This window comes from Bradyrhizobium ontarionense (assembly GCF_021088345.1).
Taxonomy (GTDB): domain Bacteria; phylum Pseudomonadota; class Alphaproteobacteria; order Rhizobiales; family Xanthobacteraceae; genus Bradyrhizobium; species Bradyrhizobium ontarionense.
This window is the reverse complement of the sequence record NZ_CP088156.1, coordinates 2,374,279-2,388,023: the sequence shown is the minus strand read 5'-3', so window position 1 is coordinate 2,388,023 and position 13,745 is coordinate 2,374,279. Positions and strand designations below refer to the sequence as shown.

Annotated in this window: 15 protein-coding genes; 7 read left to right on the top strand and 8 right to left on the bottom strand. The window is 65.4% G+C overall.

From position 1 onward, the window contains the following. Window positions 1-12: 12 nt before the first annotated feature. A complete protein-coding gene (locus tag LQG66_RS10880; protein ID WP_231326221.1) occupies window positions 13-1,665 on the bottom strand; it encodes an ArnT family glycosyltransferase in 1,653 nt (550 codons plus the stop codon). Window positions 1,666-2,110: 445 nt separating this feature from the next. Here LQG66_RS10880 and LQG66_RS10875 point away from each other — a divergent pair, with 445 nt between their 5' ends. After that, window positions 2,111-3,010 (top strand): hypothetical protein, encoded by a 900-nt coding sequence (locus tag LQG66_RS10875; protein ID WP_231327744.1) that lies wholly within the window; start codon window positions 2,111-2,113, stop codon window positions 3,008-3,010. Between the two features lie 180 nt (window positions 3,011-3,190). Next, on the top strand, window positions 3,191-3,607 hold the full coding sequence (locus tag LQG66_RS10870; RefSeq protein WP_231326220.1) for a Ros/MucR family transcriptional regulator: 417 nt from the start codon (window positions 3,191-3,193) through the stop codon (window positions 3,605-3,607). A gap of 4 nt (window positions 3,608-3,611) precedes the next feature. Here the strand turns inward: LQG66_RS10870 and LQG66_RS10865 are convergent, their stop codons facing one another. Together LQG66_RS10865 and LQG66_RS10860 are read right to left on the bottom strand one after the other, a co-directional pair. After that, a complete protein-coding gene (locus LQG66_RS10865; RefSeq protein WP_231326219.1) occupies window positions 3,612-4,037 on the bottom strand; it encodes a SufE family protein in 426 nt (141 codons plus the stop codon). Window positions 4,038-4,110: 73 nt separating this feature from the next. Beyond that, window positions 4,111-4,572 carry a DUF5330 domain-containing protein gene (locus tag LQG66_RS10860; protein WP_231326218.1) on the bottom strand — a complete coding sequence of 154 codons (462 nt, stop codon included), beginning with the start codon at window positions 4,570-4,572 and terminating at the stop codon, window positions 4,111-4,113. A 457-nt stretch (window positions 4,573-5,029) separates the two neighbouring features. On the opposite strand from LQG66_RS10860, the gene LQG66_RS10855 reads away from it, so the two are divergent. From LQG66_RS10855 to LQG66_RS10845, 3 genes are read left to right on the top strand one after another with little or no spacing between them, the layout of a single operon-like run. Further along, window positions 5,030-6,793 carry a PAS domain-containing sensor histidine kinase gene (locus LQG66_RS10855; protein WP_231326217.1) on the top strand — a complete coding sequence of 588 codons (1,764 nt, stop codon included), beginning with the start codon at window positions 5,030-5,032 and terminating at the stop codon, window positions 6,791-6,793. Beyond that, entirely contained in the window at window positions 6,786-7,475 is a 690-nt protein-coding gene (locus LQG66_RS10850; protein WP_231326216.1) for a peptidoglycan-binding domain-containing protein, read from the top strand. Before LQG66_RS10855 ends, LQG66_RS10850 begins: the two co-directional genes overlap by 8 nt. 57 nt (window positions 7,476-7,532) lie before the next feature. Further along, window positions 7,533-7,883 carry a DUF1491 family protein gene (locus LQG66_RS10845; RefSeq protein ID WP_231326215.1) on the top strand — a complete coding sequence of 117 codons (351 nt, stop codon included), beginning with the start codon at window positions 7,533-7,535 and terminating at the stop codon, window positions 7,881-7,883. A 52-nt stretch (window positions 7,884-7,935) separates the two neighbouring features. Here LQG66_RS10845 and LQG66_RS10840 read toward each other — a convergent pair whose 3' ends face one another. After that, window positions 7,936-8,901 (bottom strand): DUF2336 domain-containing protein, encoded by a 966-nt coding sequence (locus tag LQG66_RS10840; protein WP_231326214.1) that lies wholly within the window; start codon window positions 8,899-8,901, stop codon window positions 7,936-7,938. A 415-nt stretch (window positions 8,902-9,316) separates the two neighbouring features. Here LQG66_RS10840 and LQG66_RS10835 point away from each other — a divergent pair, with 415 nt between their 5' ends. Together LQG66_RS10835 and LQG66_RS10830 are read left to right on the top strand one after the other, a co-directional pair. Beyond that, window positions 9,317-9,505 (top strand): hypothetical protein, encoded by a 189-nt coding sequence (locus LQG66_RS10835; RefSeq protein WP_231326213.1) that lies wholly within the window; start codon window positions 9,317-9,319, stop codon window positions 9,503-9,505. A gap of 30 nt (window positions 9,506-9,535) precedes the next feature. Continuing rightward, a complete protein-coding gene (locus LQG66_RS10830) occupies window positions 9,536-10,285 on the top strand; it encodes a hypothetical protein (protein ID WP_231327743.1) in 750 nt (249 codons plus the stop codon). 46 nt (window positions 10,286-10,331) lie between these two features. Here LQG66_RS10830 and scpC read toward each other — a convergent pair whose 3' ends face one another. From scpC to LQG66_RS10810, 4 genes are all read right to left on the bottom strand, one after another. Beyond that, a complete protein-coding gene (gene scpC, locus LQG66_RS10825; RefSeq protein WP_231326212.1) occupies window positions 10,332-11,840 on the bottom strand; it encodes a succinyl-CoA:acetate CoA-transferase ScpC in 1,509 nt (502 codons plus the stop codon). 109 nt (window positions 11,841-11,949) lie between these two features. Next, window positions 11,950-12,453: a CYTH domain-containing protein gene (locus tag LQG66_RS10820; RefSeq protein WP_231326211.1), complete on the bottom strand. Its 504-nt coding sequence runs from the start codon at window positions 12,451-12,453 to the stop codon at window positions 11,950-11,952. A 120-nt stretch (window positions 12,454-12,573) separates the two neighbouring features. After that, window positions 12,574-13,158: a DUF1254 domain-containing protein gene (locus tag LQG66_RS10815; protein WP_231326210.1), complete on the bottom strand. Its 585-nt coding sequence runs from the start codon at window positions 13,156-13,158 to the stop codon at window positions 12,574-12,576. Beyond that, the gene (locus LQG66_RS10810) at window positions 13,155-13,736 is read right to left on the bottom strand and encodes a DUF1214 domain-containing protein (RefSeq protein ID WP_231326209.1); all 582 of its coding nucleotides are present in this window, start codon (window positions 13,734-13,736) and stop codon (window positions 13,155-13,157) included. Before LQG66_RS10810 ends, LQG66_RS10815 begins: the two co-directional genes overlap by 4 nt. Between the last annotated feature and the right edge of the window lie 9 nt (window positions 13,737-13,745).

Genomic DNA, 13,745 nt, shown 5'->3' with positions numbered 1-13,745 from the left:
GGGGTACCGGTGCTAGGGCGCCGGGATCGACAGCAGGCTCGAAATGCTCCGGCCGCGGATGTCGTACACCCGTGCGAACACGACGTCGTCGCGCTTGATCTCGACCATGACGGGGGCGGTCAGTCCCTTGCAGTAGAACTCGCCGAGCGTCATGGCGAAATCGGCACCATGGCTGTCCCAGCCGATCGTGAAGTCGGGGCCGAGCGCGACCTGGGCCGGTCGCTGCGGGCCGCAGACGGCGACCTTCCATTTGTGCCCGATCGGCGGCACTTCCTGGCGCTCGTCGAGCTGTTCCTTGAGGCCATCCGAGGCCTGCTTCAGCGCGAGCCCCCAATAATCCAGCATGAAGCGCGTGTCGGCTTCGCGCACGGTCCCGGCGATGTAGTTGAAGTGGGTGTATTGATAGGGATGCAGCCGGATCATCTCCGCGAGCGGCAGCAGCAGGCCGAAACACAAGGCCGCGATCGCCACCGGCTGCCAGCTGCGCCGCTCGTCGGCGTTGAGCCAGGACAACAGCCAGGCGAAGGCGAGGCCGCCGAGCAGCGCCATCGGCGGGATCACGAACACGAAGTGACGGATGCCGTTGTAGAGCGCCGGACGTTTGACGATCGCGATCAGGATCGGCAGCGTCGCAGCCAGGGTCAGCATCAGGAGGATGCTCTTCTGGCGGGCTGGCACGTCCGGCCGCGATAGCGACATCACCGAGGCGATGGCGCCGGCCACGAACAGCCCGATCATCAATTCGGGCAGCTGCAGCGCGAACAGGGTCGGCAGATACGACCAGGGCATGTCAGGCACCGAGACCAGCGCCCCGTCGAACATCTCCTTCCACGGCTTCTCGAAGAAATGCGAGAAATAGGTCAGCGCCCGGAATGGATTGGCTGGTTCGATGATCGACCAGGGCCAGATCAGGCCCATGACCAGATAGCCCAGGATCAGGCCGGGGATCAGCACGTAGAGCACGTGGGCAAAGCGGCGGACCGCCTCGCGGGCGCCCTGTGTGCGGTATTCCTCCATGAACAAGGGCATGAAGCCCACGACGGCGTAGACCACGGCCATGCCGCCCAGGATGCGCGAGCCGATCGCGAAGCCGGCGCCGAGCCCGAGGATCAGGATAGTGCGCGGCGAGGGATAGGGATATTCATCGGCCAGCCGGACGAGCCCCATCAGCAGCACCACCATGGCGACCGCGAACGGAGCATCCTTCGGGTTCATGAACATGTGGCCGTAGAAGATCGGGCACAGCGCCAGCAGCACCAGGGCCGACAGGCCGGCCACGGCGCCGCCGATGCGGCGCGCCAGGCGCCAGGTTACGCCCAGGCCGACAAGACCAATGACGGCGCCGACCAGCCGGCGCGTCTCGAACAATTCCAACGGCAAAATCTTGTGCAGCAGCGCTGCAACCATGTCGAAGCCGCCGCCGTACATATACAGATTGGCAAAGGAGAGCGCCGCCGTGTCCCTGAAACCGGAACCGTACATGCGCAGCAAGAGATCGGCATATTCGGCGTGGGTGTAGTCGTCCCAGCCGAGGCCATAATCACGGAAGGTCAGTCCGGCGACCACGGCAACCGCGGCGAGCACGAACATCGCAAGATCGTCGCAAGTCCGCTCGAGTGAGCGCCGCGTCGGCGTCTCGAGGACCGAAGTGGTTATCGATGACATGGCTGATGATGACCCGGCGTCCCCTAACGACCCCGCTCCCGCGCTTCAGGCCTGTTTCCCCGACCTGCGTATAGCGCGTCCAGGTTTTCCAGGAATTGGAAATATGAACCCAAGCTTGTATTGCAACGCAACATGGGTCAGATTTTCGGCTGCTTCGCGCCATAATGGCAAAGCCATATGAACGCGCGCTGAACCGCGCTGGCAGGAGGGAACCGCGAAGGAACCTCAATGGGCTTCGAGGGTTGGCCGGGAGGTAATGTGGCGGTATCGTGGCGCCACTACCGCGACGGATTGGGGGGCCTGAAGCCCCTGGCCGAACTTCTGCTGCAATTTGTCGCGGCTTTCGACTAGAATCCGCGTCCAAGGGGACGCGGGCAACCGCAGCTATCTAATGTGATTTCGGGCGGCGCGCCGTCCGGAATCGATGCATTAGGGGATGGGTTCGATGATGAGTGCCATGTTGGCCGCTGGGGCCCTTGCCGTGTTGGCCGGGCTCGGAGCGATTGCCTATGGAATTCCGTTCAAGGAGTTCAGCGTCGGCAGCACGATGATCCTGTCGGGAACCATCAGTGTCTGCAGCGGCCTCATCCTGTTCGGGCTGTCGGCCGTTCTCGGCGAGCTGAAGATGCTCTCGCATCGGTTGCGGCCGCGCGCCGGGACCGAATCCGACGTCAGACCGCTGCAATTGCCGGCCAGTCATCGGGCCGAGCTGGAACCGCCGCCGGTGCCGCCGTCCGAGGACCTCTGGCGCGAAGGGGGATCGCCGCGCAGCCGCCCTCGTATGCCGGACCTGTCTGCGCCTCTGTCGTCGACTTTGCGCAACGCCGAACCGGAGCCAGCGGCGGATGAGCCGGCTGCAGAGCCGGCCGACCGGCCCAAGCGCAACCTGCTGTTTGCCTCGACATCTCGCAGAGAGCGGGAGCGGGCAGACAAGCGCAGCGCCGAAGCGCCGGTCCCCGATTTCCGGTCGCCGCCCCTGAGCGAGCCACCGCCCGTTCCGCTCGACGAACCGGCAGCCGCCGAGTCTGCTCCAAGGTTCGGGGATGGCTGGCCGCGCCCGGAGCGGGCCCGCACGCCGGATCCGTCGCGGCCGCCTTTTCCCCGCCGGTTCGCGCGCGCCGCGCCCACCTTCGTCGAGCCGGAACCGGCACCCGCTGCCGAAGAACCGGTGCCAGACGCGCCCGCCGCGAGCATCATCAAGTCCGGCGTCGTCGATGGGATGGCGTATTCGCTCTACTCGGACGGCTCGATCGAGGCGCAGATGCCCGAGGGAATGATGCGTTTCGCATCGATCGACCAGCTGCGCACGCATCTGGAAGGCGGGCCTGACACGCGTCAGGGTTGAATAGGGCTGGTATACGGTACACAGTACTTGGGTGTGGACAGACTTCCCAAGAAGAAGTCCTCACCTTCTTGTCATTTTGCCAGTCATTTGCCCATATTGCTTGGAGAATCGGAAGACGACGCGGGCACTCGGTTCGGGTGATACTTGCGAACGAAAGTCACCGGGCGGGGCGGGGGTGCAATGACGGACGTGGCCAGCAAGAGCTTTATCGATCTGACGGCCGATATCGTCTCGGCCTATCTGAGCAACAATCCGACGCCGGCCGCCGAGATTCCCTCGCTGATCAGCCAGGTGCACGCAGCGCTCACGCGGGTCGCGGCTGGGCGCAGCGAGCCGACGCCTGAACCGGCAAGGCCCGCCGTTCCGGTGAAGAAGTCGATCCACCCGGATTATTTGATCTGTCTCGAGGACGGCAAGCGCTTCAAATCGCTGCGCCGGCATCTGCGGACGCAATACAGCATGACGCCGGAGCAGTATCGCGACAAATGGAACCTGCCGCCGGATTATCCCATGGTGGCGCCCAACTACGCAGTCACCCGCTCGCAGCTCGCCAAGAAGATGGGCCTTGGACAGCAGCGTCCCGAGCGCGAGAAGTAGCTGATCAGGACGCTGCTGCGAGCGCCTCGCGGGCGTCGGTGCGGATCCGCTCGACCATCGAGCGCAAGCCGTTGGAGCGCTGTGGCGTGAGGTGGTCGCGGAACCCGAGCTCGTCGAACACCGCGGGTGCGTCGATGCTCATGATTTCTTGCGGCGTCCGCCCCGAATAGAGCGTCAGCAGGATCGCGATCAGGCCACGGACGATGTGGGCATCGCTATCGCCGAGATAGTTCAGCACCGGTGTCGCGCCGTCGCCATCGACGTGTCGCGACAGCCAGACCTGGCTGGCGCAGCCCTGCACCTTGTTGGCGGCGGAGTGCTCGTCCTCGGGCATCGGCGCCAAGGTGCGGCCGAGCTCGATCACGTAGCGATAGCGGTCGTCCCAATCGTCCAGCAGGGCGAAATTGTCGCGGATTTCGTCGATCGTCATGGTGCCCTTCGGTCCCGTCCGAGCTTTGATATAGGCGTTCGGCGGGACGAAAGCGACAGCCTGTTGCCGACGATCAGGGCGTCGGCGGCAGCTGCCATTCCGCCGCGAGATCATCCGCCGACAGCGTGTCGGCCGGGGCTCCGCTGCTGGGAGCCGGTTCGATCGGGGGCGCGTCGATCGAGCCGGTATGATCGTTGGAGCGCTTGTCGAGACTGGCCGGCTTCACGGGGCCGATGAGCTTGTCGGCGGCGGTCGGCTTCTCCGCGGTCTCGGGCTTGTCGGTGATGATCTGATAGATCTTGCGCGCGCCTTCCTGGGCACGGTGACCAATCACGGTCGCGGCCTGTCCGCCCACTTCGCATGCCTGGGGCTGGCGCTTGCAGAACTGACCGACGTCGGAGACGGCTGCGGTCGCGGCCTGCACGGCCTCATGCGCGTTGATCTGAGGCAGCTTGTCGGCGTCGGAACTCTTCTCGCGCGGCAGCAGCACCAGCACGAGCCCGAGCCAGAATGCCATCCGAAGCAGAAAGAACATCACGCAACCCCGACCGTACTGCTGATCTCGCGTCTGTCCCTAACCGCGCAAGCGAGATCGCAGCTGCTTTGTTTTATGTCGCGACTGCTTGCATTGGGCTTAATTGGTTGAGATTTCGCGAAACCGGGCCCAGAACTTTTTTCGGCGTAAATTTTCTGTTGGCACGCGGCGCGTGCATCGTGCAACCGGCTGTAGATCGCGGCGCTTTCGCAACCGTCGCCGCGGCCGGAAACGATGCATTCACCATCCCGGTTGAATGGCGTTGCCACCGCAGCCGTGCCCTTAGCGTTCGCTTAATGCGAGTCTGACACGGTGACTTCCGACGACAGGGGGCGTCCCGGCGCGTTCTCTCTTATTGAGAACGACCGACAGCCGAGGCGCGAGAGCCGTGAGTGTGTTGAGTATCATCCGCGATTGTCTCGATGCATTATTGCATCCATCGGCTCGAACTGATGCGATGACGCGCGCGCGCCACCGCGCCTTCATCGCGCCGCGCCTGCTCGGCAGCCTCGCCGTCTTCGCGGCGTTTCCAGCCTATCTCGCGATGCGCGGCGCGCCGAGCGCGCTGGAGGTCGGGGCCCTGGCGTGGCTGATCGCGCCAATCCTGCTGTCCTGGTTCCTGTCGCGTACCGGGCGCTACGAGAGCGCCTGCGCGTTGTCGTCGCTCGCGATGTCCGCACTGATCATGGCGGTGTCGATCGAGACTGGCGGCATCGAATCCTTTGTCGCCGTGTGGCTGATCGTCGTTCCCCTGGAGGCGGCGTTCTCGGCGTCGCGCCGCGTCGTCGTATTCGCCGCCGCGCTCGCGCTGTCATGCGCGCTGCTGTTGATCCTCATCGGGCATTTCGGCTGGCTACCTACTCCGGAAACCAATCCGGAGTTGCGGACCGCGCTGCTCGCCTTCGGAGTTGCTTCCGCGACGCTCTACGCGGCCGTGCTCGCCTTCGCCGCCGACACGCTCGCGCGGACCAGCGTGACGCTGCTGTCGATGGAGGAGGAGCGCTATCGTCTGCTGGCGCGCAACATGAGCGACGTGATTTCCCGCCACCGCCGCAACGGTGCGGTCATGTTCATTTCGCCTGCCGCCGAATGCCTGCTCGGCGCGCCGGTCGCACAACTGCATGGGCACGGCCTGTTCGAACGGGTTCATGTCGCGGACCGGCCGGCCTATCTCACCGCGCTCTCCGAAGCGGCGCGCGGCAGCGAAGCCTCCAGCGTCGAGTTCCGCCTGCGGCGCGATGCGCCCGGCGAGCCGCGCGGCGTCCACCATCCGGTCGATTTCATCTGGGTCGAAATGCGCTGCCGTCCGCTCGATCACGCCGGCCCAACGCCGACGGGCGCGGAGCAGGAAGTCGTCGCGGTGATGCGCGACGTCACCGATCGCAAGCTGCAGGAGCAGGCACTCGAATTGGCGCGGAGCGCGGCGGAGCGCGCGGACGCCGCCAAGACCCGGTTCCTCGCGACCATGAGCCACGAGCTGCGCACGCCGCTGAACGCCATCATCGGCTTCTCGGATATGCTGATGCAGGAGCAGGTGCTGGTGCTGAACGCGGCACGCCGCCGCGAATACGCGCAGCTGATCAACGATTCAGGTCAGCATCTGCTGTCGGTCGTGAACGGCATCCTCGACATGTCGAAGATGGAGTCCGGCAATTTCGAAATCACGCCGGAACCCTTCGCGCCGCGCGCCGCGCTGATCAACTGCTGCAATCTGCTGGCGCTGCGTGCGCGCGAAAACGGCATCGATCTCTCCGCGGATGTCCCGCACGATCTGCCGGTCGTCACCGGCGATCCGCGCGCCTTCAAGCAGATCGTGCTCAATCTGGTGTCCAACGCGATCAAGTTCACGGAGCGCGGCGGCCGGGTCACGGTGTCCGCCGGTGTCGACGGTCCGCAACTCGTTCTGCGAATCACCGACACCGGCGTCGGTATCGCGGCCGACGATCTCAAGCGGATCGGCGATCCGTTCTTCCAGGCGGGCAAGACCTATCAGCGTCGTCACGAGGGAACCGGCCTGGGTCTCTCGATCGTGAAGAGCCTCGTGAACTTGCATGGCGGCGAAATGTCGATAGAAAGCAAGCTCGACGAGGGGACGACGGTCGCGATCGCCCTGCCGATCAACTTCGTGGCAGCGGAAACCGCCGGCGCCAATGTCACGCCGCTCTCACCCTCGCGGTCGGCCCAGGCAGGGCAGGTGATTCAGGTGAAGAAGAGTGCCTAGACGAGTTGCAGACGATGACGAGGCGCGGCCGCGACGTCGCAGGCGCGCCAGCGCAGCCGTTGTCGAAGCCGCGGACGAGCGCGGCTGGCTGATGCGCGCCATGCTCTACAGTCCGAAGGATCTGTTTGCCGGGATGCTCGCCTGCGCTGCCGGCAGCGCGATCATCGTCAATGCCGTGTTCCTGCAATCGGGACCGCATCCGGCGCCGATGTTCGGTTCGATCGTGACCATTCCGCCCGCTCTCGCCAGTTCCAATCCGCTGCCGCGGGCCCGCCCGATGGAGGCCGATATCTCTCCCTTCGACCCCAAGGTCATCGAGACCAGGTCGGCCGAAACCAGGGCGAGCGAGGCCAGAGCAGCCGAGTCGAGATCGGCGGATGCGCGCACCGATCAGAAATATGCCGATCCGCTGGCTGATCTGGTCAGGTCGGTCAGCGGCGGGCAGGGCACGTCACGCACGCCGTCGACGCAGCAGGGCGGCAACGCGCGTCGCGTCGCCGCCGTTCAGCGGGCGCTGACGGAGTATGGCTACGGTCAGCTGAAGCCGACGGGGATGATCGGGTCGGACACGCAGGTCGCGATCCAGAAGTTCGAGCGCGAGCGCAAATTGCCGGTGACGGGCCAGGTGTCGGATCGTCTGGTGCGCGAGCTTGCGATTGTCATCGGACGTCCGATCGAATAGAGCAGGACCTCCATCGGCTCGAACTGCGGCGCCCTTGCGCCTGCCGTGAAGTTCTCAATGCGATTGAAATCGAGCATCTGGGTCAGCGCCTATCTGCGCCGCTGCCAGTCGGCGGGCGTGTTCGGCGCGATTCGTCGGCGTGGAGCCGAAGAGGCCGGTGCCGTCTTCGTCAAGGTCGCGTTCATGGATGGGACGGCGCAGCTTTATATCCCGGCACCCCAGACCGTCTACGACGACAGCCGGCCGATCGACCGCTTCTTCGTTCCGGTGTCACCGCAGCCGATGCCCGAAACCGAGGTCGACGAACGTCTCGTGAAGGAGCTGCGCTTCGATTCCGATGCCTGGATCGTCGAGACCGAGGACAAGGAAGGCCGCCACTTCCTCGACCTCGTGAGCGAAAAGCCGTAGCCGCGATCCAAATCGAGTCCGGTGGAGCGCGCGTGTCGCGACGCGGCGCCCGTCAGCGCTTGAAGCCGTCGGTTCCGGTGCGCACGATCGGCCTCGCGGGCGCCTGGGTGCCGGTTCGCGCCGAGCCTGCGCGGAGCGCCTGGCGTTCATCATCGTAGAGCGCCGGCCGGTGTTTCGCCCGGGCTGCGGCCATGGCAGAGCCACGCCACGCCGCCAGCATGATCAGGGCAGCGCGCTCGCTGAGGCGCCCGTAGAAGCGCGACAACCTGAAGACGGTCTGGACGGACTCTCCCATCTCGGGCTTGAGGAACAGCAGCACGCGCTCGAACACCGGCGCCGGCATGCCCAGCGCCTTGGCGGCGCAGGCCAGCGGCTCGCCGCTCGGATCATTCACGACTTCGATGGCCATGCGCGCCGGCAGGATCAGGCTTTCGCCGAGCTCCGTCGTGAACGTCTCGACGTCGGCGTTGAAGGCCGCCATCTCCAGCGCCTCGATCGCGTGCGCCGCCCGGTGCAAGGGAATCGGCGCCGCCGGCTTCAGCGGCGTCGTGGCGAGGTTCTGCAGGATGGCGATGCGCTCGTTCGGACTGGCGCGCAGGAACATCTCGCTCAGCTCGGCCGCATCCTTCGGCTGCATCGACAGGCTGGCGGATGCCGTGTCATCCCGCGTCGCCGCCTTGGAGGGCGGTGATCGAAGCGATGGCGGAATCGGGCCGGCGAGCGGCAGCGCCGCCTCGTGCTGCACGGGGCGCAGCCCGAGCTTCTTCAGGATCTCGATCGGGGTCGACGGATAGATCGCGAGACGGGCGCGGACGGCCGCGCGGGTCGCATCATCGACGTCATCGACGAGACGCGAGGCCAGCTCGACGAACTGCCGCTCCTCGTCTGCCGAGTGGGCGCTCGCCTGGACATAGAGGTCCGTCAACACGCGCAGCAGGGTGGGTTTGATGTCGACGCCCTCGCGGCGCGACAGCGTAAGCAGCCCGTCGAAGCCCGGGAATAGCGATGATCGTGTCATGTCGGGTTACGCAACTCAGGCAATCGTTGCACCGATTAGAGCCGAGTTGTTTTAATGGGGCGTTAAGGAAAACAATCGGTGAAGATCGGCCGAAACTGCCCGGTGACATCCCGGTGAGACAAAGGCGCAACGCTTGCTTGCCATCTCCGTCACCTCTGCACGCGATCCGTGTTGCCCGCCTCGTGCATTAAGAACCTCTTAACCACGTCCTGATCTTAATCGACCCGTTCGAGGATCGGCTCCTGGTGTTGCCACGCCGGCGGCCTGATCCTGTCTCACCGCGTCGAATGCCGTCTCGTCTCTTCATCTCCAGGCGCGGCATCGGGATCGTCAGTTGTGCGTGCTCTCTGGCCTGCGAAGTTCGGGCAAGGGGGAGGTTGGGGGTACGAACTTCGGGGCACGAAAGAGAGCTGACATGGCGACCATCATTGAATTCCCGGCGGATGTGGCGCGTCGCGCGCGACCTGCCGTGACAGGCGCGCCGCAGGAGGGCATGGGCACGATCCTGATTCTTCCCGTCATTCGGATCGAGCGTGAGAGCACGACCGACGATCGCGGTCCCCGCGAGGGCGCCGCACCGAGCCGCCGCCGCCGTCGCCGCTGACAGATCAGGGGAATTGGAATGCCGGCCATGATGCTTCCGGTCCGGCGTACCGCGCCGGTCCTCGCACTTCTTCTCGTCGGCGGACTGCTCGGCGCCTGCAGCGGCGGCGATTTCGGCCGCACCCGCGCCGACATGCGCAACGACGACATGCATAAATGGATCGGGGCGGAAGCCACCGCCAGCGTGGGTGTCAAGCCATCGCAGTTCCAGCTGACCGACAATGAGCGCCAGCTGCGCGATCTCGCTTATCCGCTGATCGAGCCGCCGCATTCGCGCCCGGCCTGGAAGAGCGTGTTCGGCGACTACCAGCCCTCGGCGTCGCCCTGGCGCCAGAAGGTCGCGTTCGACCGCACCGCGTATGGCCGCGCCCTGATCGACGAGCCGCACCGGTCCCATGCCTCGCGCTATACGCAGCTGATCGACGACGTGCGCGACGATATCACCCGTTTCGAGCCGTTCTTCGCCTCGGCCATCCGCGTCATCGATCTCGACCGCAAGCGCGATGCCAGCATGAAATACATGACCGAGCTGTCGCCGCGCGAAAAGTCCGATGCGGTCGCGCGCATGCAGGAAAATTCACTGATCGTGCAGTGGGTGCAGATCAGCCTGGAGCAGCGGGTCTCGTCCTATCGCTGGGCGCTGGAGCGCCTGGTGCTGCAGGCGCCTGACGGAATGGCCGCCGACGCCGATCGCCTGATCGGTGAGCTGGCCGCGCAGACCGCCAATCCGCCCGTGGCGGCGCGGCCCCTCATCGAGCGGCCGCTGACGACGCGCGGCTAGCCGTCGAGCTGTCGCTCCTCGCAACGACGCGTGGCGATACCGGTCATCAGCGATCGATATCCGACGGCAGCGGCCGAATGACGCTGAACGCTTCCTCCAGCAGATGCGGCGTGTGCTTGCCGGTCGAGTCCCGGCAGGCACGTTCGAAGTAATCCGTCAGCGCCGGCCTGAAGCGCTGATGTGCCGCCTTCTCGATGATGATGCGGGCGCGCTGTTTCGGCGACAGGCCGCGCAGGTCGGCAAGCCCGTGTTCGGTCACGAGGATCTGCACGTCGTGCTCGGTGTGGTCGACATGGGTCACCATCGGAACGATGCTGGAGATGGTGCCGTTCTTCGCAGTCGACGGCGTCATGAAGATCGACAGATACGCGTTGCGTGCAAAGTCGCCGGAGCCGCCGATGCCGTTCATGATGCTGCTGCCGCGGATATGGGTCGAATTGACGTTGCCGTAGATGTCGGCCTCGATCAGTCCGTTCATCGCGATGACGCCGAGCCTGCGGATCACTTCCGGATGGTTCGAGATCTCCTGCGGCCGCAGCACGATGCGATCGCGCAGGAACTCGATCTCCTGGTTGAACTGCACGGCCGCCTCGGAGCTCAGCGAGAGCGCCGTGGCAGAGGCGAGATCCATGCGGCCGGAACGAATCAGGTTGAGCATGCCGTCCTGCAGGACCTCGGTATAGGCGGTCAGATGCGGAAACGGGCCGTCATCGAGCCCGGCCATCACGGCGTTCGCGACATTGCCGACGCCGGACTGCAGCGGCAGCAGGTTGCGGGGCAGGCGACCCTGCTTCACCTCGTGCGCGAAGAACTCCAGGATGTGCCCGGCAATTGCGCCGGAGATAACGTCTGGCGCTGCGAAGCTGGTGTTGCGGTCCGGTGCATGGGTCTCGACGACGGCGATGACCTTGTCCGGATTGCAGCGATAGGTGGTCTCGCCGATACGGTCGCCGGGCGCCACGATCGGGATTGGCTTGCGATGCGGCGGCAGCCGCGTGCCGTAGTAAATGTCGTGCATGCCGAGCAGCGCCGGGTTCATCCACGAATTCACTTCGATGATGACGCGGTCCGCCAGATCGAGCCAGGTCTTGTTGTTGCCGATCGACGTCGACGGGATCAGCCGCCCGTCCGGCAGGATGCCGGCGCATTCGATCACGGCGACGTCGAGATGGCCAAGAAAGCCGAACCACACGAACTGTGCGACGTGGCTGAGATGGAGATCGATATAGTCGATGCTCCCGGCATTGATGCGCTGCCGGGTCGTCGGATCGGACTGATAGGGCAGGCGGAGGTCGATGCCGTTGGCCCCGGCGAGCGCGCCATCAAGCTCGGGCGCAGTGGACGCGCCGGTCCAGACGCCGATGCGGAACGGCTCGCCGCGCGCGTGCGCGGCTTCGATGTGGCGCGCGAGCGCCAGCGGCACGGCCTTGGGATAGCCCGAGCCGGTGAAGCCGCTCATGCCGACATGGTTGCCGGGCTTGACCAGCGCGGCCGCATCCTCCGCCGACATGATCTTGGCGCGCAGCGCCTGCGACATCACCTGGGATGAACTCATCGTGCCAACTCCGTGCGCGATCGTTCAGACCGCCAAAGCCCGCGCTGTTTAAGATGGGCCTCGCACGGGTGATTTGACACGGGTCAAGCCGCGGGGAATCGTCCGCGCATCACAGGCTTGCAAGACCCGCGCGCCGCAGTTCCCGAACCTTCGCCGCTCGTGAACGCGCCGTCAGCATGTTGCTCTTGCTGTAGCGCGGATCGCCGGTGACTTCCTCGCCGACCCAATCCGGAATCGTGACGATGGTCGTTTCGGTCGGGATCTCGATCTCGGCGATGACAACGCCTTCGAGGGCCCCGTGGTATACGTCGACCTCCCAGACACCGCTGTCGCCCGGTACGTAGTGACGCGTCTTCTCGAGGATGCGCCCCTCGCAATGCGCGAAGATCGCGTCCGCGTGGTCGGCGGGAATGTCGTATTCGAATTCCTCCCGCGACAGGCCGCGCCGGCCGCTCTTCACGCAAAGGGTCGTTCGACCGCCATAGCAGCGGACCCGAACCTTGAGGCCGTCCTGACGCGCGATGAGGCCGTCACGAAGGCGCTCGCTGTGCGTCGCCTGATCTCGCCAAGCGTCGGACCTGACGAGAAACTTCCGTTCGATTTCGAGGGGCATGACCTGATGTTGAGCGAAGCTCCGCTGTCCTGATACGTCATAGCAGCGGAGTGAGACAACGACTATGCCACCAAGGATGAAGAGAGCGTTGTCGAATTGATCTAAGGTCCGCGTAACGGTCTACCGCTTACCGCGCGGCTTTTCCGCCTTGGTCGGAGGCTCGATCTGCACGCCGCAGCTGGCGGCTGCAAGGGAGGTCTGCGCCTGCGGCATGAGACCCGGCTCGGCGGCCAGTGCCTTCAACACGATCAGTCCGGTGGTCGTCGGCGAATCGATGATGAGCCGGTCGGCTGCCGTTATCTCTTCGTCCTCTGGCAGATCCTCATGCTGGTTCTCGGTCATCAGATCGAGCTCGATGACGCGCTTGCCCGCGGAGCGGTCGTTGATCGCATAATAGGCAATCTCGTTGCGGGTGTAGAACGACACCGATGTATAGGCCTGGCTCACCGGGACCGTGAGCTTGAGCGGACCATCCGAGAGGTCATAACGGCAGATCGCCATCGCGAAGGCCGGGTCCATGAACGGCATCGGCGAGGTGCTGGGATCCGTCAGCGGCAGCGGCGTCACGGCATTGAGCTTGGTCATCGGCGTCAGCCGCGAATAGGCGTCCTGGGTCGAGATGCGCGGCAGCGCCAGCACGCTGACGAGATGAACCACGCCGCCGAGCAGCACGCCGACCAGGATGGTGAACAGCAGCCGGATCATGATGGGCAGCCCACCGTCGTGATCGAAGGCATCGGGGCGTCGCGCTGGGTGCGGGTGGCGACGCCGACCGGCGTATCATACAGCCGCAGCATCAGCGCATAACGCTCGATGCCGCCGGTCGGCAGCCAGTTGCCGGACCGCGAACGCGAGGCCACCCGGATCTCGAAGGATCCGTCGGCGCCGCGCACGAGCTCCTGGCTGGTGAAGCCGTAGCGCTGCAGCGTATTGGCAACGAGATGGCCTTTGCGATCGTACAGGGTCAGCGTCCAGAAGCGGGCAGGCGGCGTCACGCCACTGACGAGAATGTCGCAGCGGCCGTCGAGCGGCTTCTTCTTGTCGTCAGCGGTGGCGGTGAAGGCCACGCCGTCGCCGGTGCCGATCGGCAGCTCGCCGTTGCGGGTGATGGTGGCGCGCGCATAGGGATCGACGTCGGCCGTGCCGGTCTTCGGACGCGCCGTCCAGGCGCCGATCGTCAAGGTGCCGAATTCGGTGCCGCGCGTCGTGGTCATCCAGGTCGCGCCGATGCCGACGCCGGTGGCGATCAGAAGCGCGAGCAAGGTGATGAAGAGCAGCCGCACGGGGATCGC